The following is a 26,127-nucleotide window of genomic DNA, read 5'->3' as shown; positions in this document are numbered from 1 at the left end:
GCCTATATCCATCGACCGGTCAGCGTCGGCACGCGGTCGCTGACGACGTGGCGGCGCAACTGACTGGTGGCTAATCGGCCGCCTGCGGCGCGACGACGTCGGCCCGGTGGCTTTTCACACTGACTCGCCTATCGGTATCCGTGAGAGATGCAGGCGACCTCCCGGTGAGCGTCCGTGATTCGCTCACGACGGCCTTCGACGAGGCACGCGACGCTGTTCGACGTGGTGATACCGGCACTGCACTGGAGTGTACCGACGAAGCACGACGTATCGTCCACCACAAGGTGCCGCCGGGATTGGTGAACGAACGATTGGAACACGGACTTGCCGCAGTCGAGCGAACTGCGGCGGACGAACCGGTCGTCGCATCCGAGTACCTCCGCGCGATGAAGCGACTGCTCACTGAGTCTGACGACGATTGAAAACACGGTCCACTCGCTCGGCGGGTGGATAACGGAAAACGCCAGAATTCGCAATTAGAACCCGGACGGAAGACGTTTTCCACAACCCTCACAGCCTTTTTCGGCTTGCGCCGACTTCCCGAACTCCGATTCCTCGTGGTCCGGTACTTGGCTTTCGTGCCACACACTCGCAGTGTGGTTAGCGGGGTTGCTTCGGTTCCTCTTCGGCACTTTGACCTCGTCTTCCTTTTACGAAAGACTCGGTGTTCATGTCGATCCCATTCCTCCGCATCTTGCGATGCGTACCATCGTCGGTGCCTTTCACACCGCCCGATTGGATTCGGTTTGGTCATCCGGTGCGTCCTTGCGCTTCCGGCAATACTATAGTATGCTCGATAACATAATGAATGTTTCTGATATTCTCTGATACGTCAGTGGCGACCGAAATTCAGGTCTCCTAACTGGACTTTCATGCGCTCGTCGCTCCTTCTATCACACCACGAATGTCGTACCGATTAGACCGCAGTCTCGTGGTTTTCACGAGAAACGTGGTCTGTTGGTACCACGCCCCACGAGTGAGCGCGAGACCCGACTCGAGACGACGACGGATATACACGGTCGTGATAAATGGTGGCTTAATTGGTAGTAAAATTACTGATGGTTTAGACATATTCGTGGGTATGTTGGTGACAGTGCGGAGTCGTCAGACTGTGGCAGTGGCCGTGTCGATTCTGTGTATGAGGGGAGGGATTTGAACCACGGTCGCTGACGCTTCCTGATTCAAATCCCTCGTGCACACTTGCCACTCGTCACTTCGTTTCTCGGAGCAAGTGCGAGGGGAGGGATTTGAACCCACGGACTCCTACGAGAGCGGATCTTGAGTCCGCCGCTTTTTCCTGACTTAGCTACCCTCGCGCGTATGAAGATAGGTCAGGGGGACCGCTAAAACGTTGCGAATCGTTAGACGAAGAGTCCAACCTGCTCGACGACGAGGAGTCCGCCCACGACCACGCCGACGACGCCTGCTGTAGCGCGAAGGAGGCGCGTCCCGCCAACGTCCATCGACCGCCCCCAGAGCGTTGAGACAGTCGCCATCGTCGCCACCGTCAGCAGACTAAACGCGGTGAGGAACGCGACGGCTTGCCCCATTCCGGGTGCGGCGGACACCATCGCGATGACGAGTGCTCCACTGCCGGCGAATCCGTGGAGGACGCCGACGGCGAACGACTCGTCGTGGACGTGTGTGTGTTTCGTCCCGAGTGCGACGCTGCCGAGCGAGACGTGTCGATGGGTCTGCGCTCCGTGGTCGTGATTCCGGAACGTCGGGAACGATACGCCAGCAGCACGAAGGAGCATTCGAGCCCCGAGGACGACGAGTATCGCACCGACGGTGACCTCGAAGAAGTGCGTCACCGACTCGGGCAGGCGAACACCGAGTGCGACGAACAGGAGACCGACGACGACGATTGGAATCGAGTGACCGACGCCCCACGAAGCGCCGACGATGCTCGGGTTTCCGTCGTCTTCGACCATCGTCGCGACGGCGGCGAGGTGGTCGGCCTCCAGCGCGTGCCGGATACCGATGACGCCGCCTGCCACGAGTGCAGATGCGAGTGCCATTGCTACCGAGTGTGCGAACTGGACGTAAATATGACGTGCATTGCGGCGAAGTGTCTGGTGAACCCGCGTCCGGTCTCGGTCACTCTGGAGGTAATTCACAGGTCGCGCCGAGCGAGAGGTTCTCGGCCTCGACGTAGGACGTGAGACACGCGTAGTTACAGAACGAACCGGCGGAGACGCGTTCGCCATTCTCCAGTTCCTCGACGAAGACGGGGTCGTGTCGGTACACGTCGCATCCGCAGTAGGTACACTCGGTCCCTGAGTCGGTCATATACGGTGGTTGGTCGCCGACCCAGTAAAGGTCTCTGCGGCGCTACCGCACCACCGATGGTATTACCGGGACACCCGACCTGTTCCTCTCCATGGACGAACACACCCGAGACCCGAGTGTTGCCCCGCCACTCGGGAACCCGTCTGGGTGGAACGCGGACGTACGGATGTGGGAACACGCGACGCTCCGGAGAGCAGTCGAACACGGCGTCCGCCTGTTCAACTCGGCCGACTTCCACGAGAGTCACGACTGTTTCGAAGACGAATGGTACAACTACGGCGCGGGAACGACAGAGAGCGCCTTCCTCCACGGGATGGTACAGGTGGCCGCAGGCGCGTACAAGCACTTCGACTTCGAGAACGACGTCGGGATGCGCTCGCTGTTCGAAACGGCCTTGCAGTACCTCCGCGGCACTCCGAGCGACTTCTACGGCGTGGACGTAGACGACGTTCGAGCGACACTCCGGGCGGCACTCGACGACCCAACAGAACTCCACGAGTGGCAGATTACACTCGATGGACAGCAGGCGACTGCCTACCCTGCCGATTACGACTACGCGGCGCAGTTGGACCACTGACGCCCCGCAGTCGGTACCGTCGGAGTCGACCAAATTTTGTCTGTGAACACACAGGAAGAATCTTAAAGGCCTTTAGCCCCTGGCTCTAGGACCCGGCAATGCGAATCTACGAACTCGGTGACGGCACCCCGGAAGTGTCGGTCGTCGGGTCGATTCACGGTGACGAACCGTGTGGCGCGCGCGCCATCGAACGGTTCGTTGCGGAAGACCCAGACGTCGAACGCCCGGTGAAACTCATCATCGCCAACGAGGAGGCCCTTGACGCGGACGTTCGGTACCTCGACGAGGACCTCAACCGCGCCTTCCCCGGCGACCCACACGCGGAGAGTCACGAGCGTCGCCTCGCGCACGACTTGGGCCGGGAAGTCCGCGGCACGACTGCCTTTTCTATCCACTCGACGCAGTCGTACGCCGAACCGTTCGCCATCGTCGACACCGTCGACGCAATCGCGCGGTCGATTCTCCCACGTCTCCCCGTCGACGTCGCCGTCGAGACGAACAACTTCGCAGAGGGGCGACTCATCGAACACGCCCACACCGTCGAAGTCGAAGCGGGCCTCCAGAAGTCCGACGAAGCGGCCGAAAACGCCTACTGGCTCATCCGCGCGTTCCTCACGGCGACGAACGTCCTCCCCGCCCCGACAGTCGCCAGCGACGGCGGCGACGATATCGAATCACAGACCGAAGACGACCGCTTGAAACTCGCCGCCCCCCGAGAGAACAGCCTCGACGTGTTCAAACTCCTCGAACGACTCCCCAAGCCGGACGCCGACGAGTACGAGGTTCTCGCACACAACTTCGAACCGGTCGAATCCGGGGAGGTGTTCGCACGTGCCGACGCCGAGACGTTCGCCGCCGAGCGCGACTTCTACCCAATCTTACTCTCTGCATACGGGTACGCCGACATCTTCGGCTACGCTGGTGAGAAAGTCGGCGAACTGCCGTAGTCAGTCTCGCTCTCCGTTCTGCCCTCAGTCGAACAATCGAGCGACTGCGTCGTCGACCGACTCGACTCGTGCTGGGTCCTCTGCCGGCCCGTCGTCCCCGACGTGTATCGCGTCCCAACCAGCACGACGTGCACCTACGATATCTTCGTCGTACGTGTCGCCGACGTAGACGTACTCGTCGGCCGTGAGAGCAGTCTCGGCTGCCTCGAAGATACCTGTATCGGGCTTCCGAGCGGCGACGTCTGGGTCGTTCGATATCACGATGGCGTCCACTTCCGAGTCGAGTCCGTGGCGTTCGAGTTTCGCACGTTGCATCGCTGGGGCACCGTTCGTCAGGATTCCGACCGGCCCTCGCGATGCGGCGCGGACGACGGCCGAACGTGCTGATTCGCGGACCGTCGTCGCCGCGAGTTCGGCTTCGTGGTACCGCGCCGCGAGTGCCTCTGGGTCGGCATCGACGTCGAACTCGGAGACCACGGCCTCGAAGCCGTCACGGTAGGGAGTCGTCGAGAGGTGCTCGAACGCCTCGAAGAACACGGAGAGGTAGTGTTCGTAGGAACCATCTGGCGCGTTCGGAACTGCGGTCTCGAATATCGTCTCGAACTCCTCTGTGTACTGGAGGAGCGTCAAATCGAGGTCGAAGAAGACTGCCCGTGTCATGCCAGAGAGATGACGTCAGAGACGTAAAGAACCGGGCTACTCGTCTGCCGCTTCGAACTCGACGAGCGTCAGGTTCCGGTCGAGGTAACAGTGGTCGTGCGGCGGGTCGCCGACGACTTCGCTGATGCGGTACTCCTGGTCGAACTCCGCGCCTTCGGGAACGCAGTACTGGTGACTTGGGCACTCGGTGTGGGGACACGGTCCCTGTAAACTAGCCTTACTGCCGGCGTAGGCCCCTTTCGACGGGACGTTTGCCGTCACAGCGGCGGTTTCGATTTCGACGGCGCGAACGCCTTCGTCGTGGACGGCGCAGTCGAGGACTTGGGTGTTCTCGCGGACACCGATGACACGGTAGCGAACGCCCTCGGTGAGGTTGAGACACTGCCGACGATACGGACACCCCTCGCAGGCGCTCGATTCACCGTGGTAGACGAACTCGGTACCCGGTTCAGTCAGGCGGGCACCGACGAGAGTGACGGAGGTCATGCCACTCCGTTGACTCGCGGGGTGGTTAAGGTTCCCGCCCGGTCAGTTCGTCGAGTTTGTCGAAGTAGTCCTCGCGCGGGATTTGGTACGCTTCACGGTAGTCGAACTCGCCCTCGGAGAACCGTCCAGCAATCTCTGTCGCACCCTCGACTGCCGCCTCACGCGAGTCGAACTCCTCGACGTGGACTTCGATTTCGGGTTCCATGAAGAGGACGGCGTGCCACGTGTCGGTGCGGATTTGCGACGCACCGGGGCGCTTGGCCCGCGACCCGTTCCACACGAAGATGGTGGGCATACACTCCGCGGGGAACGACGCTTCGTTGAACACGTCCGGCCGATACGCGAGGATTCGACGGCCTTGGTGTTCGTCGTTCCAGAGCGTCCACCCGTCGGGCAGGTCGGTCATACACCCGCCTAGTGACCCGGGTTCCTAAGCCTTCTCGGTCGGAGAGCGGGACGGACTGCCGCGCAGTACGTCACTGTCTGGCGGTCCTCGGTCCTATGGAGTGAGTCGGTAGAAACGGAACCCGTCGTGCTCGATGGGGAGTACCTCGACGTCCTCGAATCCCGCCTCGTCGGCGTACTCGCGGACGGTTCGTTCTCGCATAATCGTCCCTGTCGCGGCAGAGTGGTCGGCGTCCCTTCCGACCGGCAGACAATGAACCACGCTCCACCCGTACATCATCTCCTCAGCGAGTGAGACGTCGGTGCTGAACGTCTCTCCGACGCGCTGGTCGACGACGAGGGCACTTCCACCCGGGCGGACGAGACGCCGCATCGTCCGCAGGACACCGACGGGGTCCGAGAGGTCGTGGAGGACTTCTATCGCCGTCACGAGGTCGTACGATTGCTCGGCGGCGAGGGACCCCGCGTCCCGTTCGTGAATCGTCACCCTGTCGTCGAGGCCGGCGGCAGTCACGTTCTCTCGGGCGCGTTCCACGGACGGCCCGTCGATATCGAACCCGTCGACGGCGACGTCGGGGTAGCCCTCGGCGATACCGATACACGCCCACCCCGCACCACAACCGATGTCGGCCACTGCGGGGGAGTCACCCGATTTCAGCGTATCATCGACGTCGGGAATCGACGGCACCCACTCGGTGCCGAGTCGGTACCGCATCTCGGCCCGATTGGTTCGTGCCTGCCCCTCTCGTAGCGGCCCGTAGGCGTCGTACGGGACTCCGCCACCGGTACGGAATGCGGCGACGACGTCGTCGAGGGGTTGCGCACCGCCGACGACGAGATGTGCCTGCTGCGCCATGTAGTGAACGCTCTCTTGCTCCAGTAGAACCGGTTCGAGTGCCGATGGGAGCCTGAATCGTCGCTCCGTCGCGGCTGCGTGCTCGTCGTCGACGTCCAGAACGCCCGTGACGGCTTGCTGTTCGAGCCATTCACGGACGTATCGTTCGTCGGTTCCTGTCCGTTCGGCCAGTGTGACTGACGTGAGTGCGTCGCCCTCCGCAAGTACCTCGTACAGGCCGAGTTCGTCGCCGATGTATATCGTGTAGAGGAGTAGTGACCCCAGCGTCGCGTCCGTAATCCGTTCGACGAGTTCGGCCCGCCGAGATGGTGAATCCCCCATTCGTCGTGAGAGATGTCGAACAGTCTCAAATACCTGCCGAGTATGCCGGAAAACCGTCGATAAAACGTCCTATGAAGGAGGACATGATTTCGAGACGACTCGATTAACGACTCCGTCACGTCGCTGAACCAGCGATTAAATCGACACACGTCGGTCGTCCGGAGGGTCACAACGAGTGGTATGAATCCGGAAATAATCTCGGTCTAGACAATATCCTGACTATTTACAGAGAAAGCGTTATATGTTAACGTCTCTCATTGAGAATTAGTCTCGGTCACTGGACCGAGCGAGTCGCCCCGCGCATCGTGTCCCAATCGCCGATTCTGTCGCCAGTCGCCGTCCATGTCGCTCGCGCGGAGCGACGGCGGTGCCCATCGCCCCGTCGCTCGTAGCCCTGTGCTACGCGACGTTCGGGTCGGTCGGTGTCGTCTGCGACCCGCAGACGCGGGCGCGTCGCCTTCGACCGTCTCCGGACGGCCGGTCCGACGAGGCTCCACGAACAATGACCGGCGAAATTGAAACACTCGCAGACCTGAGCAAACACTACAGAGACTCCGTGCCCGCAGACCTGCGCGAGGCAAAGAGTTTCGAGTGGTATCTCGAAGAGGTCTACGCAGACCCGAAAATCGCTCGCAACGCCCACCAACGCGTGGCGGACATGTTCGACTTCTACGGCACCCGTTACGACGAAGACGCGGGTGTCGTGGAGTACCTCATGGCCTCCGAGGACTCGTTACACGACGGAGAGAACGTCTTCTACGGCCGCGAAGTCCACGAGTCGATACACGAGTTCGTCAACAAGGTGAAATCAGGGGCCCGCGGCCTCGGCCCCGAAAAACGCATCAAACTCCTCTTGGGACCCGTCGGGTCCGGGAAGTCACACTTCGATTGGCTCTCCCGACGCTACTTCGAGGACTACACGATGCGGGACGAGGGCCGCATGTACACCTTCCGGTGGACGAACCTCGGCGACGTCATCCGCGACCAGGACCCCTCCGACACCGTGGTCCAGTCGCCGATGAATCAAGACCCACTCGTGTTGCTCCCCCAAGAGCAGCGTGACATCGTCATCGAGCAACTCAACGAGAATCTCGACGCACCGTACACCATCAGGAACGACCAGGCACTCGACCCTGCCTCGGAGTTCTACATGGACCGACTGCTCGCCCACTACGACGACGACCTGGAGTCGGTGGTGGAGAACCACATCGAAATCATCCGCCTCGTCGCCTCCGAGAACAAACGGCAGTGCGTCGAGACGTTCGAACCGAAGGACAAGAAGAACCAAGACGAGACCGAACTGACCGGTGACGTCAACTACTCGAAACTCGCTGTCTACGGCGAGTCCGACCCGCGAGCGTTCGACTACGCGGGGGCGTTCTGTAACGCCAATCGCGGCATCTTCTCCGGCGAGGAACTGCTGAAACTCCAGCGTGAGTTCCTCTACGACTTCCTGCACGCGTCGCAGGAACAGACTATCAAGCCGAAGAACAACCCGCGTATCGACATCGACCAGGTCATCGTCGGGCGGACGAACATGCCCGAGTACCGCGAGAAGAAAGGCGACGAGAAGATGGAGGCGTTCAACGACCGGACGAAGCGCATCGACTTCCCGTACGTCCTCGAATACGAGCAGGAAGCGGAGATTTACCGCAAGATGCTCCGGAACGCCGACGTTCCCGACATCCACGTCGAACCCCACACGCTGGAGATGTCCGGCCTCTTCGGCGTCCTCACCCGTATCGTCGAACCCGATTCGGACACCATCACGCTCGTCCAGAAGGCGAAAGCCTACAACGGCGAGTTAGACGACGGTGACGACGTCGACGTGCGCAAACTCCGCGAGGAGGGTGAGAAGAAAGCCGATATCGCCGAGGGGATGGACGGTGTCTCGGCCCGGTTCATCGGCGACGAGATTGCCGAGGCAATCATGGACGCGACCCACCGTGGTCGCAAGTACCTCTCACCGCTCTCGTCGTTCACCCACCTCGAAGAAAACCTCGAGAACCACGGGTCGATTCCCGAAGAGAATCTCGAACGGTACCACCGCTACCTCGAGATGGTCCGCGAAGAGTACAAAGAACGCGCCATCGAGGACGTTCGCCACGCCCTCGCGTACGACATCGACGAGATTCGCCGGCAGGGCGAGAAGTACATGGACCACGTCATGGCCTACATCGACGACGCGACGGTCGAAGACGAACTGACGGGTCGCGACCAAGAGCCAGACGAGAAGTTCCTCCGAGCGGTCGAAGAGAAACTCAACATCCCCGAGGACCGCAAGGACGACTTCCGGCAGGAAGTCTCCAACTGGGTCTCGCGGCGCGCACGCGAGGGTACCTCGTTCAACCCGCAAGATAACGACAGACTCCGCCGCGCCCTCGAGCGCAAACTCTGGGAAGACAAGAAACACAACATCAACTTCTCGGCGCTCGTGAGTGCGAACGAACTCGACGACGACGAACGCAACGCGTGGGTCGACGCACTCGTCGACCAAGGATACTCGCGCGACGGAGCCCGGGAGGTGCTCGAGTTCGCCGGTGCGGAGGTGGCGAAGAGCGAACTCGAAGGCTGACCATGCGAGATTACATTCGCGACGCCGACGAGGCCCTCCGCGGCACCTACGAGGAGCCCATGAGCCTCGGCGAGTACGTCGAAGCGGCCTTCCAGTCGCCATCTATCGCGTCGCACGCGTCGAAGTACCTCCTCGAAGCAATCGAGTCGATGGGGACCCGCTCGGTGGTCGAACAGGGAGAACAGAAGGAGCGTTACCGCTTCTTCGACGACCCCGCCAACGACGGTGAACACGCCGTCCTCGGCAACACGGACGTGTTGAACGCGTTCGTCGACGACCTGCGAACCATCGCCGCCGACCGCGGCAAAGCCGAGAAAATCGTCTGGTTCGACGGGCCGACGGCGACGGGCAAGTCCGAGTTGAAACGCTGTCTCATCAACGGCCTCCGAGAGTATTCGAAGACCGACGCCGGCCGACGATACACCGTCGAGTGGAACATCGCGAACGCCGCAGACACTCGCGGTCTTTCGTACGGTGGCGAAGTCGAGTCAGACGACGAAGACTGGTACGAGAGTCCAGTCCAGTCACATCCACTCTCGGTCTTCCCGAGCGACGTGCGAAAGCGATTGCTCGAAGACCTCAACCGCGAGAACGGCGACCACGTTCCCGTCGATGTCGACGAGGCTCTCGACCCGTTCTGCCGCGAGGCGTACGTCTACCTCGAAGAGGAGTACCGACGCGCCGGGAGACAGGACCTCTTCAGCGCCGCCACCGACGACAAGCACCTCCGCGTGAAGAACTACGTCGTCGACGTTGGGCGCGGCATCGGCGTCCTCCACTCCGAAGACGACGGGTCGCCGAAAGAGCGACTCGTCGGGTCGTGGATGCCGAGTATGCTCCGTGAACTGAACTCCCGCGGCCGGAAGAACCCACAGGCGTTCAGTTACGACGGCGTCCTCTCGCAGGGGAACGGCCTCCTGACAATCGTCGAAGACGCGACCCAGCACGCCGACTTGCTTCAGAAACTCCTGAACGTGCCCGACGAAGGCCACGTCAAACTGGACAAGGGAATCGGGATGGATATCGATACCCAACTCGTCATCATCTCGAACCCGGACCTCGACGCCGAACTCGACAAGTTCGCCGACAGGAACGGGCGCGACCCGTTGAAGGCGCTCAAGCGTCGCCTGAACAAACACGAGTTCCGCTACCTGACGAACCTCTCGCTGGAGGCTGAACTCATCCGACGTGAACTGGCGAACGAGACGAGCGTCTGGACCGATTCGCCCGAGGTGATGGCCGAACGCGTCGCCGAAGCGATTGCGCTGGACGTTCGAGAAGGACCGGGTGCCGTCCGCACACGCGAACTCGCACCCCACACCATCGAGGCGGCGGCGCTCTACAGCGTCGTGACCCGCCTCGACGCGGAAGACGTTCCGCTCGACCCCGAACTGGAGTTGAACCTCGTGGACAAGGCGCTGTTGTTCGACCGTGGCTACCTGCAGGTCGGCGACCAGCGCCGCGACGTATCCGCGTTCGAGTTCATCGGCGACACCGAGGGGACACACGGGATTCCCGTGACCTTCACCCGCGACGTCATCGCCGACTTGCTCCACGACCGAGTCGACAGGCACCACCCCGACCTCGACGTGTCGGCCGTGGTCATGCCCGCAGACGTGCTCGACGCGATGGTCGACGAGTTGCCCGACGCGCCGGTGTTCTCACGCGCCGAGTCGTCCGAGTACGAAGGCCGCATCGCGATGGTCAAGTCGTACATCTTCGACCAGCAGGAACGCGACGTGCTCGACGCGTTGTTGGCCGACAAGGGCGTCCAACGCGAGACGGTCGAAGAGTACGTCGAACACGTCTACGCGTGGGCCTCCGACGGCCAAATCGAGACCGAACGCGGTCCCATCGACCCCGACCCCCTGCTGATGAAACTCTTCGAGACCGAACACCTCGGTCGGTTCTCGAAGAACGAGTACGAGGGGAACGACCCGTCTGCGGCGGTCGAAGCCTTCCGCAACGAGAAGGTCATCACCGCACTCAACCGCTACGCGTGGGAGAACCGCGACGAAGGATTCACCGTCTCCGACGTGGACCTCACCGAGATTCCCGTCATTCGGACGGTTCTCGAGACGCACGCGTGGGAGGACGTGCGCCGTCTCTTCTCGGACCTCGACCCCCGGCAGTGGGACGACCCGCCGGCGAACACCGAGACGGCCCGCGTCAAAGAACGGACCATCGACGAGATGAGACACCGCGGTTACTCCGCCGCGTCTGCCGAACTCACGAGTCGTGTCGTGATGAAGGAGGTGAGCCACACATGGGACTGAGAGACGACCTCGAACGATTCCGCGAAGTCGGCGAACAACGCCGCGAAGACCTCAAGGAGTTCATCTCCTACGGTGACCTCGGCGCGTCCGGCGCGAAAGACATCAAGATACCAATCAAGGTCGTAGACCTCCCGGAGTTCCGCTACGACCGCCTCGACATGGGCGGCGTCGGCCAAGGAAAGGGTGGCACGCCAGACGTGGGACAACCGCTCGGCCAACCACAACCCGCACCCGGCGACGGTGACGAGGGCGAACCCGGCGAAGAAGGGGCCGAACACGAGTACTACGAGATGGACCCCGAGCAGTTCGCCGAGGCTCTCGACGAAGAACTCGGCTTGCAACTCGAACCGAAGGGAAAGGAGGTCATCGAGGAAGTCGAAGGCGACTTCACCGACATCACCCGAAGCGGCCCGCACAGCACCCTCGACTTCGAACGCCTGTTCAAAGAGGGTCTCAAGCGCAAACTGGCGATGGACTTCGACGAAGACTTCGTCCGCGAGGCGATGAAAGTCGCAGACACGACACCGGACGACGTCTACCGCTGGTGCCGCGAGAACAACATCCTCGTCTCGCTCGCATGGGTCGACGACGAGTGGACACGCATCCCCGACGACGAACGCGACACGTGGGCCTCGTTCGAGGAGATGGAAGCGAACGTCGAGCGAACGACGACGGTCCAGCGCATCCGCCGCGACGGCCTCAAAGAGATTCCGTTCCGCCGCGAGGACGAACGCTACCGTCACCCCGAGATAATCGAGAAGAAGCGTTCGAACGTCGTCGTGGTCAACATCCGCGACGTGTCCGGGTCGATGCGCGAGACGAAACGCGAACTCGTCGAGCGCACCTTCACGCCACTGGACTGGTACCTCACAGGCAAGTACGACCACGCCGAGTTCGTCTACATCGCCCACGACGCGGAGGCGTGGGAAGTCGAACGCGACGAGTTCTTCGGCATCCGCTCGGGCGGTGGGACGCGCATCTCCTCGGCCTACGAACTGGCCAAAGAGGTGCTCGAAGAACGCTACCCGTGGCGCGAGTGGAACCGCTACGTCTTCGCCGCTGGTGACTCCGAGAACTCCTCGAACGACACCAAAGAGCGCGTCATCCCGATGATGCAGGAAATCGACGCGAACCTCCACGCGTACGTCGAGACACAACCCGGTGGCACCGCCATCAACGCGACCCACGCCGAGGAAGTCGAACGGACCCTCGGCGACGAGGGCAACGTCGTCGTCGCGTACGTCTCCGACCCCGACGACGTCATCGACGCGATATACCGCATCCTCAGCACGGAGGCGACAGTAGAATGAGTTTCAGACGACACCGCAGAGACGCACAGAAAGAGGCCGCTCGCCTCGACGAACCGGTTCGTGAAGCGGGCGCACTCGCCCGGAAACTCGGGTTGGACCCGTACCCGGTGAACTACTGGGTGGTCAACTACGACGAGATGAACCAACTCATCGCCTACGGCGGGTTCCAAGAGCGCTATCCGCACTGGCGATGGGGGATGGCCTACGACCGGCAACGAAAGACCGACCAGTTCGGCATGGGCAAGGCGTTCGAAATCGTCAACAACGACGAACCGGCGAACGCCTTCTTACAGGAGTCGAACTCGCTGGCCGACCAGAAGGCCGTCATCACCCACGTCGAGGCCCACTCGGACTTCTTCAACAAGAACCAGTGGTTCGGCCTGTTCTCCGACGAGGGGCAGTTCGACGCCGCCGCGATGCTCGAACGGCACGCACAATCGATAGAGCGCTACGTCCAGAACCCGGACATCAGTCGCGACGAAGTCGAGAAGTTCATCGACGCGATTCTCTGTCTCGAAGACACCATCGACCAACATCGGTCGATTCGTGAGGCGGCCAAAGACGACGACGGCCGTATTCCCGAGGACATCCGGTCACAACTGAAGAGCCTCAACATCTCTGACGACGTGCGCCGTGAGGTGTTCGACGACGCGTGGATGGACCGAATCGAGGAGGCCGAACGTGAGGCCGCGAAACTCACCGACCCCCGGAAAGACGTGCTCGCGTACATCCGCGAACACGGCATGCGCTTCGACGAAGAGACGGGGAAGGCAGAGGAGATGGAACCGTGGCAGAAGGACGTCCTCGACATGCTCCGCGAAGAGGCGTACTACTTCGCCGCCCAGAAGATGACGAAAGTCATGAACGAGGGGTGGGCCGCCTACTGGGAGTCGCTCATGATGGGCGACGAACGGTTCGCCGGCACGGACGAGTTCATCACGTACGCCGACCACCAGTCGCGCGTCCTCGGGTCGCCCGGCCTCAACCCGTACAAGTTGGGCAAGGAACTCTGGGAGTACATCGAGAACACGACGAACCGCGCCGAAGTCGCCGAGAAACTCCTCCGCGTCGAGGGAATCACGTGGCGCAACTTCCACGAAGTCGTCGACTTCGACGAGGTGCAGTCGTCGCTTCGGACCGACCCCGTCATCGACGGTGTTGACGCCGACTCGCTGGACGAACTCGCCGCACTCGGTCCGGACGACCCGCGAGTGGACCACGAGATGCTCGACAGAGCGCTCTCGGGTGACGAGTCCATCGACGTGGACGCGTATCCGTGGAAAGTCCTCTCGTACGAGGGCCTCGCAGCGCGACACTACTCGCTCGTCAAACCACAGAACCGCGGATTCCTCCGGCGCATCCGCCGGTCCGAACTCGAACAGTTGTCGCGCTACATGTTCGACGACGAACTGTACGAGACTGTCGAAGACGCCATCGCGGACGTCGACAAGGCCGCGGGGTGGGACCGCATGCGCGAGATTCGCGAGAGTCACAACGACGTGACGTTCCTCGACGCCTTCCTCACCGAAGAGTTCGTCCGCGTGAACCACTACTTCGCGTACGAGTTCTCCCAGTCGTCGCGGCAGTTCCGCGTCTCGTCGACGCAGTACGAAGACGTGAAGAAGAAACTGCTGTTCCAGTTCACGAACTTCGGAAAGCCGACTATCGCCGTCTACGACGGCAACTTCGACAACCGCGGTGAACTGCTGCTCGGCCACCAGTACAACGGCGTCATCCTCGACGTGAAGCAAGCCCGCGGCGTCATCGAACGGGTCTACCACCTGTGGGGCCGCCCGGTCAACCTGATGACCATCATCAAAGAGTTCGACGAACACGAAGTAGAAGTCGCCCGTCGCCGCGGGCGCGAACCGACGCCGGTAGAGCGCGCGATTCGCATCCGGTACGACGGAACCGAGTTCACCGTCAGGGACCTAGACCCGGAACTCGAAGCGCGTATCGCCGCGAGCGATATCGACTACGACACGAAGCCCGATGACTGGCTCTGAACAGGGAGATGGGATTCGCTGACCGCCACGCCGACGGGACGCTCGACGAGGCGGTCATCCACGACGTGCTCCGGAACGAACGACGCCGACTCGTCCTCGAACGACTTCGGGACACTGACGACGAACAGGCCGTCGGTGACCTCGCCGAGCACATCGCCGAAGTTGAGTCCGGTGAGTCACCGCCGCCGCGAAAGGTTCGCCAGAGCGTCTACATCTCGTTGCACCAGACGCACCTCCCGAAACTCGACACGCTCCACATCGTCACCTACGACTCGTCGGCGAAAGTCGTCTCACTCGGGACGAGCGCCGTCGAACTCGAACCGTACCTCGTCGACGACACCGTCCAGTCGCCCTTCGCGATGCTCACGTTCACCACCTGTCTCGCTGGCCTCGCACTCGTCTTCGCAGGCTGGATGGGCATGCCAGTCATCGACCGTGTCGACCCGAGACTGGTCGCTATCGTGGCCCTCGTTCTCGTCACTCTGGTCACTGGGGCGGAACTCGGCCTCGCGACGCGAGGTCGGATGTAACCCCCGGTGAAACGGCCGCTCGACTCAAGTTCTCACCGTCCTAAGCGCCGCTGAGATGCCTGCTTCGACTGCGCTCGTGTGGTTTCGACGCGACCTTCGCCTCCACGACAACGACGCCCTCGCCGCGGCGTGCGAGGCAGACCACGTCGTTCCCGTCTACTGCTTCGACCCACGAGACTACGGCCCCTGCGACTTTGGCGGCACTGACTCCTTCGTGTTCCGGAAGACCGGTGCACACCGCGCCCGCTTCCGCCTCGAATCGGTCGCCGACCTCCGGTCGTCGCTGCGTGACCGTGGGAGCGAACTCGTGGTCCGCGTGGGACACCCGGAATCTGTGCTCTCTTCGGTCGCAGACGCCGTCGACGCCGACGTCGTCACCATGCACACGTGGCCGACGGCCGAGGAGCGACAGGTCGAAGCAGCAGTCACGAAGACGCTCGACGAGGCAGGAGTCGGGTCACGGCAGTTCTGGGGCCACACGCTCACCCACGTCGACGACCTGCCGATGGGCCTCGCCGACGTACCGGACACCTACACGACGTTCCGGAAAGCAGTCGAAGCGGAGTCGAAGATTCGCACACCGAGTCCGATTCCCGAGTTGCCCCCGTTGCCGGCGGATGCACCCATCGCGGGTGACATTCCGACCGTCTCCGACCTCGATTCAACACTCTCGCCGCCGACACACGACGACCGAGGCGTCCTTCCATTCGACGGCGGTGAGACAGCAGCACTCGACCGAGTGGAGTCGTACATCTGGGAGGGTGACCACCTCCGGGCGTACAAAGAGACGCGAAACGGGATGCTCGGGTCAGACTACTCCTCGAAGTTCTCTCCGTGGCTGAACGAGGGGTGTCTCTCGCCTCGGTACGTACAGTCCGAAGTCGACCGCTACGAAGTCCGGCGGGTGAAGAACGACTCGACGTACTGGCTCACGTTCGAACTCCAGTGGCGCGACTTCTTCCAGTTCCAATTCGCCAAACACGGGTCGGAGTTCTTCCAGCGTGGCGGCATCAGGCACCGAACCGACATCGACTGGCGGGTCGACGACGCACAGTTCGAGCGGTGGGCGTCCGGCCAGACGGGTATCCCCTTCGTCGACGCGAACATGCGGGAGTTGAACGCGACGGGGTACGTGTCGAACCGTGGTCGGCAGAACGTCGCGTCGTTCCTCGCGAACAATCTCCGCCTCGACTGGCGGCGCGGCGCGGCGTACTTCGAGACGCACCTCGTCGACTACGACCCCGCGTCGAACTACGGCAACTGGGCGTACATCGCGGGCGTCGGCAACGACTCGCGGGACCGCTATTTCAACCTCGTCAAACAGGCGCGGCAGTACGACGGCGACGCCGCGTACGTGAAACACTGGATTCCGGAACTCGCTGCCCTCCCGCCGAACTACGCCCACGAACCGTGGACGATGACGCCCGCAGAACAGGCCGAGTACGGCGTCGAACTGGGTGACGACTACCCCGAACCGATGATACACCTCGAGAAATCTTACGAGAAACTCAGGTAAGTCGGCGAATCTGAAGCGTGCTCAGGCGACCCACATGTTGTCGCTCGGTTTGTTGTACCACCCGACGACAATCGAGAGGAGCGTCAGGAGCACGAAGGCGACGAGCGAGAGTCGCGGAATCGTGAGCAGTCCATCGAGCATCGGGTACTGGATGCTCGTACACGGCCCGCCAACCGTGCAGGTCGCGCCCGGTGTGATTTGCAGGTAGGTGTGGTACCCCGCGAGTGCAGCACCGCCGAGTGAGAGTGGCAACACCGTCTTCCAGACACCGCCTCGGTCTTCGACGGCGGCCACTCCGAGGACGACGACGAGTGGGTACATCAAGATGCGTTGGTACCAACAGAGGTCACAGGGCGTGAGTCCGAGTCCGAGACTGAAGTAGAGACTGCCCGCCGTCGCGCCGAGTGCGACGAGTGTGCCCACGGCGAGCATCGCTCGTATCGAATCGTTCACGGTCGGCCTCCGTCGGTCGTGTCGCGCACCCCGAGTACGCGTTGTCGCTTCGCTGGCAGTGCCCCCACCTTCCAGTCGTGTGTGACGTAACGGCTCATTGGCTGTCTGCTGCTCTGGCACACGATACGAGGCAGTCTACCTGAAACCATCGGCTAGATGGGTGAGTCTATGAGCGACCCTCGCCCGACCGGGGGACGACCAGTCGGGCGAATCTTCGGGGGTCGACTCACGTACGGAACGGTATGCACCGAACCAGTGCGTCTTGACTGGTGGGGCAATAGGTTATGAAGTTTGTGTCGGCGACGAATTCACGACAGAGACACGACGAGGAAGACGCCGACGATTCCACTCGTGACGAGGAGCGCGCTCTTTCGAGCGACGGGTGCGAGGAGTTCGCGGTCGATGCTCGCAGCGAGGAAAATCTTGACGAAGATACTCGCTGCTGTCCCCGCCAACACGCCCACGATGGCGGTCGTGCTTTCGATGTGTCCACCGCCGTAGAGTGTGACTGTCGTCGTGACGACCGACCCACTGGAGACCAACCCCCCGAGGAAACTCGTCACCACGAATCCGGTGGCTCCGAAGTACTCCTGTGCCGCCGCAGAGACGAGCAAGACCACGAGGAAGAAGAGTCCGAATCTGAGTGCACCTTCGAGGCTGAACGGAGACTCGAACGCCACGTCCAGGTCGACGCCCCATTCGCGCGTGGCGAGTGCGTAGCCGACACCCACGAGTGTGATGAGCGCGAGTGGAATCCCCACTTGCCACGCGATTTCGGGTACGAAGACGACGATGAGTGCGAGGTTTCGGACCGCCATCGCGGCGTCGGCCATAAGAATCGCGCCGACGGCGAGCGGTCGAATCGAGGGATTTCGCTCCGCACGCCCCGCGATTTCACCGATGACGGCTGTGGAGTTGACGAGGCCACCGAAGAATCCCGTGATGGCGATACCGCGTTCGCCGTACCGTCTGATGATGACGTAGTTGACGAAGCCGATGGCGCTCACTGCGATGACGAGGAGCCAGACCGTTCTCGGGTTGACCGCGCCCCACGGACCCAGCGCCTCGTTCGGAAGCAATGGATAGACGACGAACGCGATAATGGCTAATTCGACTGCGCTCCGAACTTCGTCGGAGGTCAGCCGGTGGGCGAACCCGTGGAGTTCCCGGCGGAGTACTAACAGGAGTGAGGTCGTGAGTGCGACGATTACCCCCTCGATGACGTACCCCCCCACGACTGCGGCACCGACTGCGTACGCGACGAGGAGCGACGTGGACGTGGTCAGTGACAGACTCGCGCTCACTGTGCTGTCGGACACGCCAGCGTCGACCGTGTCGGTCCGGTCCAACTCGGACGTATCTGCATCGGAATCGTCGCGCCCAGTCCGTAGTTTGGCGATTCCGCGGCTCCCGAGCAAGACCGCTTGGACGACCACGAGCAACCCGCCCACTGCGAGGATGACCTCGCTGTCGATTGCGACCGCGATTCCTCCGACGAGACTCGTCAGCGTGAACGTCCGCATCCCAGCGGTCTTTCCCGACCGCTCGCGTTCCAATCCAAGGAACATCCCCAGTGCCGCTGCGATGAACAACCGGGCGACGATGGGGTCGACAGACGCGAACACCTCTTGAACCATCACAGCACGTCCGTAGCCACGTTCCTTCGGGGGCGACTGAGAAGCATCCTATATAATCCATTCATCTCGGAATGATAAAAACGTGTAACCTCGTCACGCCTCGGTTATTGGCGAACTCGAAGAATGATAGATGTGAGCCTAACCATACTCAACTGATGTGAGATAAGACACCCAACAGTAATCCAAACTCCGAGGGTGTGATAGCAGAACGTTGTGGATGACTATGGCCAATCGTCTGGTAACTTGTCTTGATGAGAATCCATCAACGTGAGAAACGGTTTGACATCCTCGAACAGCGGTCCTCGTGTCACCGTTTCTGTCCGAGGATTCCAGTGTATGAGTCCGTACTGTTCTAACTTGGGGAAGTGGTTGTGGACGAGTTCGAGGTGGAGGATATCTGGTTCACTATCGTCGCCTGCGAACCGATTCAGCCTGATTCCTCCGTCAGTTCCTGAACCCTGGTTGGCTAGTGTCCACAGGATGCGACGGCGGTATTCGTGGCTCATGGCGTTGAACAAATCACTAAGTGAAATCGTTCCTCCGGAGCGTGTTCGTGCGGACATTCTTTGATTGTCTCTGTTGCGGAACATCTCACTAGTGATGCGTTCCGCGCGGTGTAACGCGAAGAGAAGTGGAATGTTGGAAAACGGTCGTCCCGTTTCAAGCGGCCCTCACGTCGAGGGCCAAACGCACAGTGTGTTTGGTCCGTGCTATTATATAGCGTCTTCACGGGGAAGTACCTGCCGCCAGTTTTGGAATCGTTCTGAGATACCCCATATCGACGACATTCCCGGGTAGTGACAATCGTACTTTCAGTATGAGGAAGATTAACCGTGTGGGGACCCGACCCTCCGTATGTCACTGCACGAAGCTTCGTTCACCATCGACTCGAAGACGGATTTAGAGGCTGCCCGCCGGATTCTGGAAGAGGTATACGACACCGTCCGCGAGGAGTCACGAAGTGTCAGAGAAGGGTCCGAAGACGCGAATGAACTGTTAGCCGCGTTCAAAGAACTCCGAGACGCTGCGAAGGAGCCAACGACAGGGAAACTGACGATTACCTATGAGCAGTACGACACCGAATTCGATACCCTCGCTACCGACTAACTGGTCTTGTCGGGTGTCTGTCCCTCGAGACGAACTTTCCACTTTCTACGAAAAACTCGGTACGGACATGGGAACAAGACCCCGGAGCACCAGCGCCAAGCCTACTGTCTCGCCGTCGGGTAGATTTTCGGTTGCCCTAGTTGACTTCTAACTGGTGGATTGCGACGGCTCCTGCTCTCGTGAACGGACGTCTCAAAATAGACCAAAGTCACATATGTCGCCCATCGAATCATCGCGGAAGGCGACACCGGCCCGGACGCTGCTGTCGAAGCATCAATGAGTACAGAGGAGTGATTCACTATCCATTCCTACAAGTGCCCACGTGTCCGTAATTGACTATGGTAGATCTGATTTCTCTCGGCGGACTGTTTCTCGCCTTTTTCCTCGTCGTCATGAACGGAATCTTCGTCGCTGCGGAGTTCGCGTTCGTCAAAGTCCGTCCCACGCAGGTGAATGCGCTCGTCGAACGAGGCAAACCGGGGGCAGCACTCGTGCAGGACGTCATCCAGAATCTGGACGACTATCTGGCTGTCAGTCAACTCGGTATCACGCTCTCGTCACTCGGCCTCGGCTGGATCGGTGAACCGGCTGTCGCAGCGCTCATCGAACCGGTCTTGGGCCAGTTGCTCCCTGCGGAAATCGTTCATCTCGTTGCTTTCGTCCTCGGGTTCGGTTTCATCACGTTCCTCCACGTGGTGTTCGGCGAACTCGCCCCGAAGACGTTCGCTATTCAGGAGGCCCCACGTATCGCGCTCCTCGTCGCCCCACTCATGAAGTTCTTCTACTACGCGTTCGTGCCCGGCATCATCGTCTTCAACGGGACGGCCAACTACTTCACCCGCCTCGCGGGTGTCTCTCCGGCGTCCGAGAGTGAGGAAACTCACACCGAAGCGGAGATTCGTATGATTCTCACCCGTTCAGAGGAGACGGGACACATCGACCTCGACGAAGTCGAGATGATCGAGAGCGTCTTCGAACTCGGGGACACGGTCGCTCGGGAGGTCATGGTTCCGCGTCCAGACGTGGAAACTGTGACTGCCTCGATGCCGCTCTCGGAACTCCGGTCGGTCGTCGCAAACGGGACCTACACGCGCTACCTCGTGCTCGACGAGGACGGGAATCAACCGCTTGGATTCGTCCACGCCAAGGACATCCTGCGAGCGACCGAAGCTGAGACGGAAGAAGACAGCACGACCACAGCGCGTGAGCTCGCACGAAGGGTCCTCACGGTACCGGAGACGCGTCGTATCGACGCAATTCTCGCCGACTTTCAGACGCGTGGAGAAGGCCAGATGGCCGTCGTCGTCGACGAGTGGGGTGTCTTCGAGGGCATCGTGACCATCGAGGATATCCTCGAAGAGATTGTGGGCGATATTCAAGACGAATTCGATACGGGTGCACAGGAGCCATCCATCCAGAAGAGGGACGACGGAGCGTACGTTGTCGACGGAGGGGTCTCCATTCAGGACGTGAACGACCAACTCGACTCTCGATTCGAGAGCGACGACGTCGAGACGATCGGTGGATTGGTCTTCAGTCGCCTCGGCAGAGTCCCCGAAGTGGGCGACCAGGTCGATGCGGACGGGTACGCGCTTCAGGTCGAGGCTGTCGACGATACTCGAATCGAACGACTCGTGATTCGAGAGGCACAGGAAATTCAGGACTCGGACGACGAGTAGCGTCTGAGTGCCACTCACGAGCGAAAAGCGTGGTAGTAGCGCACGTTCTAAGGGCGTCACCAACTACCAAGTAGAGAGCAAAGCGAGACAAAGAGTGGTTCTACGACACCGCCTCCATTCGGACCGATTGAAACTGGACTTCACTCCTCGGAGTCTACCGAAACGAGAGGCCCTGCCCCGCACTCCGGGCACTGCTCGTGCCGGGTATCGAAGCGTGCTTCACACGCTTCGCACCGGTAGTTTGACCGTTGGGTAGCGGTTTCGGTAGCCGCCTGCTTGAACTGTTCGACCTGTCGCCCGGCGCGTCTGAAAAATCCCATCCTCTATGGTAGCATGTGAGCGACAAGCCGATAAGCGTTCGTAGGATGGTCGGTATCTGAGCGAACAGCCCATCTCGACAGAAGAACGAGGCGAGTGTCTCGGGACATCGTCCCGAGGTAGTTTTCGGACTGTTTCGCTACCCAACTCGCTGGTGTGCATACCAGTCCTTTTCCCGCGTCAGCGTCTCCATTTGGTGTGGACTTCTCTATCGTTTCGTTGGCAGTCCAGGGTCTCGGCATCCCGTCTGTAACGGCCGAGATGCTCGTCGTTTTTGCGATTATTCTGCTCGCGCTCGTGTTGTTCGCGACCGAGTGGTTTCCCATCGACGTCACCGCGATTCTGGTGATGGTGCTATTGATTGTACTCCAACCGTGGACGCAGATATCGGCTCGGGAGGGAATCTCGGGATTTGCGAATCCTGCCACGATAACCGTCCTCGCCATGCTCATCCTGAGTACCGGAATCAACCGAACCGGCATCGTCCAGTTGCTCGGTCGGAAGATGGCCGCGTTCGCGGGGTCAAACCGACGCAAGCAGCTCGCGGCGACGATTGGCATCACCGGCCCTATCTCGGGACTCATCAACAACACGCCGGTCGTCGCTATCTTGGTCCCGGTTATCAACGACCTCGCACATAACGGGAACACCTCTCCGTCGAAATTGCTGATGCCGCTGTCGTTCGCTTCGATGCTCGGCGGCACGTTGACGCTCATCGGGACGTCGACGAACATCCTCGCGAGCGATATCGCAGCCCAACTCGGAGCAGAGTCCCCCGAACTTGGCCTCCACGCGTTCGGCATGTTCGAGTTCACCAAACTCGGACTCATCGTGTTCGTGGTTGGCTCGCTCTATCTGATGACGGTCGGCGTTCGACTGCTCCCCGAACGGATTCCCGCTGACGAGGACCTCGTCGAGGAGTACGCCCTTCAGGAGTACCTCGCGGACGTCGTCGTTCCAGCGGACTCGTCGTTGATCGGAAAGACGGTCGAGGAGGCACTCGGAGACGACGAACTCGACATCGACGTGTTACAGTTGATTCGATACGGCGAGCGCTATTCGGAACCGCTCGCTCGCAAGGAGATCCGCGAGAGTGACACACTCCGACTCAGGACGAACCGGGAGACGCTCGAGCACATCATGGACACAGAAGGCCTCACCTTGAGAGGTGGCCCCCGAACTGAAGACGACCTGCATCCAGACGACGAAGAACCCGTGCTCGTCGAAGTCGTCATTCCGTCGGGGTCGTTCCTCGTCGGTGAGACCCTCGCGAGTTCGACCTTCAGACAGCGCTACGACGCGAACGTCCTCGCCTTCAGAACCCGTGGTGACGTCGTCCGGGACCGGTTCGAGAACATCCGTATCCGGGTTGGTGACACGCTCTTGGTGCAGGCACCTCCGGATAGCCTCACCCGCCTCGTCGAGAACGAGGACTTCATCGTCGCCCACGAGTTCGACGAGGTGACCTATCGGAGCGACAAGATTCCCTTCGCGGTTGGAATCATCGCCGGCGTCGTCGCACTCCCAGCACTGAACATTCTGCCAATCGTCGTCTCTGCGTTAGCAGGGGTCGTGGCGATGGTCTTCACTGGCGTCCTCAAGCCGACCGAACTCTACTCGTCCGTCGAGTGGAACGTGATTTTCCTCCTCGCTGGCGTCATCCCGCTCGGTATCGCCCTCCAGCAGACGGGTGCGGCGGCGCTTCTCGGAGACCTCGTCGCTTCGACCGCGGTGTTCTTGCCAGCAATCGGTGTTCTCTGGGTGTTTTACGTCGCAACCGGTCTACTGACGAGCGTCATCAGCAACAACGCGAGCGTCGTGTTGATGATTCCGGTTGCTGCCAGCGCCGCCCAGTCGATTGGTGCGAATGCATTCGCGTTCGTCCTCGCCGTGACGTTCGCCGCCTCAACGGCGTTCATGACTCCGGTGGGATACCAGACGAACCTCTTCGTGTACGGCCCCGGCGGCTACAAGTTCTCGGACTTCCTACGGGTCGGTGCGCCGTTGCAGTTGTTGTTGTCGGTGGTAACTGTCCTCGGAATTGCGTTCTTCTGGGGCGTCCGCGCGTGACACGGGTGTTCTGACTCCGCTGTGAGATGAGGACCCAGAGCGTCCTCTTCACCGTGTTTACTCGTCCATTATGACGTGTGGGTCGTTCATCTGTACCGTATAGATACGCTCTCTCGGGATGTACGTGTACTCGTCGTCGCCGTGATGAATTTGCCAGTGGTCCTCTCGGTAGTTCAGTTGCTCGTCGTCGATCTCTTCCGAGACAGTGTCGTCCACACCTTGGTAGACAATTGTTGCCATGCCCTAGCGTTGAACGGCCACGTCCATAACGTGGAGGGCCACCTTCACTAAGAGAGGGTCGTGAACAGGAGCGTTCCGAACGTCTGCTGAGGAGCCATTGTTCTCGGTATCCCTACCGAAGACCCGTCTTACTTATCGCAGTATCATCGTCAGCATATCCGTCAGTCTGGGCCACGGTACGAACGTTGATTGACTTGGCCGCCCTCCCTAGAGCTATGGCAGAGTTCCCTGACGAGCGACAGATCGTACTGCGTGCGCGGTCTCAGTTAGATCAATGGACGAGAGATGCCCGGAGGGAGGCATACGCTGAACTGTTCGAAGGCGACCGACCAATCCTCACCGAAGCGGAACTCCGTCTGCTCGACGCGCTCGATTCCGAGCTGGAGCGAGAGGGCGGCGATGGTGTCTGGGGAACTGACCAGTACGGAATCCATACGGCTGGGACATCGAGTTCTGACACCTCCCTTGGTGTAGTCTGTGTCTATCACCCACAAATCACTAAGGACTCTGTCCTTCGGGGGCGAGACGAACTTGACGACGAGACCGAAGAGCGACTCAATGCAGCGCTCTGGCGATATAGCGAACGGGTTGCGACCCTCATCGAAGCAAAACTCGACGAGTTCATCCGCCGAACACAGCAGTAACCCCCGGTTAGACCCACTTTCGGATGATCGTACGCGTCAATGCTCTATGTACCCGAGGCGTTCACACCGACAAGTGTCCACACAGTTATGCGAACCGGGCGCCTATATAGAAGGATGACTGGCAACAATCGGGGCCAAGACGAGAACCCAGACGACGAACAGCGACAACAGCCAGAGCGGAAGCGAGAGGAGGTACGCGACCGCGCTCGTGAACCCCGAGCGATGAGCGGCGACCCTGGTGGGCGGCTTGGTGGTCTTGATGCGGTACTCGAAGCCCAGGACTACCCAATCACGACCGATGAATTGGTCGAGGCCTATGGCGACTACGAGATCGAAACGCAGGGCGGGACGGAATCCCTCGAAGAAGTGCTCGGACCAACACATAACCAAACGTACGACTCCGCCGATGACGTCCGAAGCCGGATACTTGGCCTGATACACCGTTGACACCTCCCTCGTCACGAGTCGGTTCATTCCCACAGACTCGCCACAAGAGGCGCTCATCAAAGTGGGACTCCGAAAATTGTAGAGGCCCTACATCCGAGAGGAGCTATATTGTCGTCCGACGCCGTCCTACTGGGCTGGGGAATCGGTTTTTCGAAGGGCTGGGAGTAACCGGAACCTCACAGCATGGGTTTTTGGAGATAAAAACAATGCAGTTAATACAAAATTAAATATATAAAAATAAATACATATACTTAACCCCTGTCCCGCCGTCTATACTATTGAGACTCCGAGGAGACGTCCACTTTGGTACCGTTCTGAGCGACCCAATACGCCGTTCTCAGGGATTCTCCAACAAACATCATGAAAGTCGCAAAAGACGCCGTACCGACCAGAATCGACAGCCCTGTCGCCGTCGCCCGCCAACAACCGGATTTCGGAGACACGACTGGTTACGGGACACTCGGAGCAGAGTACTTCACACTCGCACAGGGAACCGACATCACACCACTTCTCAAGGGGCTGAAAGATGACCTCTGCCAGGCCCCTCACTGGGGATACGTGGTGAGCGGGGCGCTCACCGTCACATATTCCGATGGAAGCAACGAAGCCGACGAAACCGGAGACCTGTTCTACTGGCCACCGGGACATACTGTCCGGGCCGATGAAGACACGGATTTCGTTCTGTTCAGCCCTCAGCACGAACACGGGGAAGTGATGGATCAAATCCAGAGGAACATGGAACAGAGTTCGTAATCACTCTGCGGGGGCAGGGTGG

General features: G+C 60.6%; 24 protein-coding genes and 1 tRNA gene. 15 read left to right on the top strand and 10 right to left on the bottom strand.

Going from position 1 to position 26,127, the window contains the following annotated elements:
• The first annotated feature begins 140 nt into the window (after positions 1-140).
• Positions 141-422, top strand: a complete 282-nt coding sequence (locus tag GJR96_RS11240) for a hypothetical protein (protein WP_151163006.1) — start codon at positions 141-143, stop codon at positions 420-422.
• Between the two features lie 810 nt (positions 423-1,232).
• On the opposite strand, the gene GJR96_RS11235 is transcribed toward GJR96_RS11240, so the two are convergent.
• The 3 genes from GJR96_RS11235 to GJR96_RS11225 form a co-directional block, all read right to left on the bottom strand.
• Positions 1,233-1,316: transfer RNA gene (locus GJR96_RS11235), tRNA-Leu, on the bottom strand.
• Between the two features lie 45 nt (positions 1,317-1,361).
• A complete protein-coding gene (locus tag GJR96_RS11230) occupies positions 1,362-2,021 on the bottom strand; it encodes a sulfite exporter TauE/SafE family protein (RefSeq protein WP_151163005.1) in 660 nt (219 codons plus the stop codon).
• Between the two features lie 79 nt (positions 2,022-2,100).
• Complete coding sequence (locus GJR96_RS11225; RefSeq protein WP_151163004.1) at positions 2,101-2,292, bottom strand: hypothetical protein; 192 nt, start codon at positions 2,290-2,292, stop codon at positions 2,101-2,103.
• Positions 2,293-2,383: 91 nt separating this feature from the next.
• Between GJR96_RS11225 and GJR96_RS11220 the strand changes: the two genes are divergently transcribed.
• Positions 2,384-2,869 carry a DUF309 domain-containing protein gene (locus tag GJR96_RS11220; RefSeq protein WP_151163003.1) on the top strand — a complete coding sequence of 162 codons (486 nt, stop codon included), beginning with the start codon at positions 2,384-2,386 and terminating at the stop codon, positions 2,867-2,869.
• A 98-nt stretch (positions 2,870-2,967) separates the two neighbouring features.
• Positions 2,968-3,816, top strand: a complete 849-nt coding sequence (locus GJR96_RS11215) for a succinylglutamate desuccinylase/aspartoacylase domain-containing protein (RefSeq protein WP_151163002.1) — start codon at positions 2,968-2,970, stop codon at positions 3,814-3,816.
• Between the two features lie 24 nt (positions 3,817-3,840).
• Here GJR96_RS11215 and GJR96_RS11210 read toward each other — a convergent pair whose 3' ends face one another.
• The 4 genes from GJR96_RS11210 to GJR96_RS11195 all read right to left on the bottom strand — a co-directional run bounded on the left by GJR96_RS11210 (position 3,841) and on the right by GJR96_RS11195 (position 6,544).
• The gene (locus tag GJR96_RS11210) at positions 3,841-4,476 is read right to left on the bottom strand and encodes an HAD family hydrolase (protein ID WP_151163001.1); all 636 of its coding nucleotides are present in this window, start codon (positions 4,474-4,476) and stop codon (positions 3,841-3,843) included.
• 36 nt (positions 4,477-4,512) lie between these two features.
• Positions 4,513-4,962 carry a UPF0179 family protein gene (locus tag GJR96_RS11205; protein ID WP_151163000.1) on the bottom strand — a complete coding sequence of 150 codons (450 nt, stop codon included), beginning with the start codon at positions 4,960-4,962 and terminating at the stop codon, positions 4,513-4,515.
• 25 nt (positions 4,963-4,987) lie between these two features.
• On the bottom strand, positions 4,988-5,368 hold the full coding sequence (locus GJR96_RS11200; protein WP_151162999.1) for a DUF5820 family protein: 381 nt from the start codon (positions 5,366-5,368) through the stop codon (positions 4,988-4,990).
• A gap of 93 nt (positions 5,369-5,461) precedes the next feature.
• A complete protein-coding gene (locus tag GJR96_RS11195) occupies positions 5,462-6,544 on the bottom strand; it encodes a class I SAM-dependent methyltransferase (protein ID WP_151162998.1) in 1,083 nt (360 codons plus the stop codon).
• 502 nt (positions 6,545-7,046) lie between these two features.
• Here GJR96_RS11195 and GJR96_RS11190 point away from each other — a divergent pair.
• From GJR96_RS11190 to GJR96_RS11165, 6 genes are read left to right on the top strand one after another with little or no spacing between them, the layout of a single operon-like run.
• On the top strand, positions 7,047-9,119 hold the full coding sequence (locus GJR96_RS11190) for a PrkA family serine protein kinase (protein WP_151162997.1): 2,073 nt from the start codon (positions 7,047-7,049) through the stop codon (positions 9,117-9,119).
• Between the two features lie 2 nt (positions 9,120-9,121).
• Positions 9,122-11,395 (top strand): PrkA family serine protein kinase, encoded by a 2,274-nt coding sequence (locus GJR96_RS11185; RefSeq protein ID WP_151162996.1) that lies wholly within the window; start codon positions 9,122-9,124, stop codon positions 11,393-11,395.
• The gene (locus tag GJR96_RS11180) at positions 11,386-12,705 is read left to right on the top strand and encodes a YeaH/YhbH family protein (protein ID WP_151162995.1); all 1,320 of its coding nucleotides are present in this window, start codon (positions 11,386-11,388) and stop codon (positions 12,703-12,705) included. Before GJR96_RS11185 ends, GJR96_RS11180 begins: the two co-directional genes overlap by 10 nt.
• On the top strand, positions 12,702-14,711 hold the full coding sequence (locus tag GJR96_RS11175; protein ID WP_151162994.1) for a SpoVR family protein: 2,010 nt from the start codon (positions 12,702-12,704) through the stop codon (positions 14,709-14,711). The genes GJR96_RS11180 and GJR96_RS11175 overlap by 4 nt, the downstream gene beginning before the upstream one ends.
• An 8-nt stretch (positions 14,712-14,719) precedes the next feature.
• Entirely contained in the window at positions 14,720-15,241 is a 522-nt protein-coding gene (locus GJR96_RS11170) for a DUF7344 domain-containing protein (protein WP_151162993.1), read from the top strand.
• 55 nt (positions 15,242-15,296) lie between these two features.
• Entirely contained in the window at positions 15,297-16,757 is a 1,461-nt protein-coding gene (locus tag GJR96_RS11165; protein ID WP_151162992.1) for a DASH family cryptochrome, read from the top strand.
• 21 nt (positions 16,758-16,778) lie between these two features.
• Here the strand turns inward: GJR96_RS11165 and GJR96_RS11160 are convergent, their stop codons facing one another.
• Together GJR96_RS11160 and GJR96_RS11155 are read right to left on the bottom strand one after the other, a co-directional pair.
• Positions 16,779-17,210: a disulfide bond formation protein B gene (locus tag GJR96_RS11160; RefSeq protein WP_151162991.1), complete on the bottom strand. Its 432-nt coding sequence runs from the start codon at positions 17,208-17,210 to the stop codon at positions 16,779-16,781.
• A 308-nt stretch (positions 17,211-17,518) separates the two neighbouring features.
• On the bottom strand, positions 17,519-18,847 hold the full coding sequence (locus GJR96_RS11155) for an MgtC/SapB family protein (protein ID WP_151162990.1): 1,329 nt from the start codon (positions 18,845-18,847) through the stop codon (positions 17,519-17,521).
• A gap of 855 nt (positions 18,848-19,702) precedes the next feature.
• On the opposite strand from GJR96_RS11155, the gene GJR96_RS11150 reads away from it, so the two are divergent.
• The 3 genes from GJR96_RS11150 to GJR96_RS11140 all read left to right on the top strand — a co-directional run bounded on the left by GJR96_RS11150 (position 19,703) and on the right by GJR96_RS11140 (position 24,021).
• A complete protein-coding gene (locus GJR96_RS11150) occupies positions 19,703-19,954 on the top strand; it encodes a hypothetical protein (RefSeq protein WP_151162989.1) in 252 nt (83 codons plus the stop codon).
• A 338-nt stretch (positions 19,955-20,292) separates the two neighbouring features.
• Entirely contained in the window at positions 20,293-21,633 is a 1,341-nt protein-coding gene (locus GJR96_RS11145; protein ID WP_151162988.1) for a hemolysin family protein, read from the top strand.
• Positions 21,634-22,212: 579 nt separating this feature from the next.
• A complete protein-coding gene (locus GJR96_RS11140) occupies positions 22,213-24,021 on the top strand; it encodes an SLC13 family permease (protein ID WP_151164013.1) in 1,809 nt (602 codons plus the stop codon).
• 57 nt (positions 24,022-24,078) lie between these two features.
• On the opposite strand, the gene GJR96_RS11135 is transcribed toward GJR96_RS11140, so the two are convergent.
• The gene (locus GJR96_RS11135) at positions 24,079-24,261 is read right to left on the bottom strand and encodes a hypothetical protein (RefSeq protein WP_151162986.1); all 183 of its coding nucleotides are present in this window, start codon (positions 24,259-24,261) and stop codon (positions 24,079-24,081) included.
• A gap of 215 nt (positions 24,262-24,476) precedes the next feature.
• Here GJR96_RS11135 and GJR96_RS11130 point away from each other — a divergent pair, with 215 nt between their 5' ends.
• From GJR96_RS11130 to GJR96_RS11120, 3 genes are all read left to right on the top strand, one after another.
• On the top strand, positions 24,477-24,905 hold the full coding sequence (locus GJR96_RS11130) for a DUF7539 family protein (protein ID WP_151162985.1): 429 nt from the start codon (positions 24,477-24,479) through the stop codon (positions 24,903-24,905).
• 114 nt (positions 24,906-25,019) lie between these two features.
• Positions 25,020-25,352 carry a DUF5789 family protein gene (locus GJR96_RS11125; RefSeq protein ID WP_151162984.1) on the top strand — a complete coding sequence of 111 codons (333 nt, stop codon included), beginning with the start codon at positions 25,020-25,022 and terminating at the stop codon, positions 25,350-25,352.
• A gap of 360 nt (positions 25,353-25,712) precedes the next feature.
• Positions 25,713-26,105 carry a cupin domain-containing protein gene (locus GJR96_RS11120; RefSeq protein WP_151162983.1) on the top strand — a complete coding sequence of 131 codons (393 nt, stop codon included), beginning with the start codon at positions 25,713-25,715 and terminating at the stop codon, positions 26,103-26,105.
• Positions 26,106-26,127: the final 22 nt, after the last annotated feature.

The organism is Haloferax litoreum (genome assembly GCF_009674605.1).
In the GTDB taxonomy this organism is placed as follows: domain Archaea; phylum Halobacteriota; class Halobacteria; order Halobacteriales; family Haloferacaceae; genus Haloferax; species Haloferax litoreum.
The sequence above is the reverse complement of the archived record's forward strand: the minus strand, read 5'-3'. Positions and strand labels throughout refer to the sequence as shown.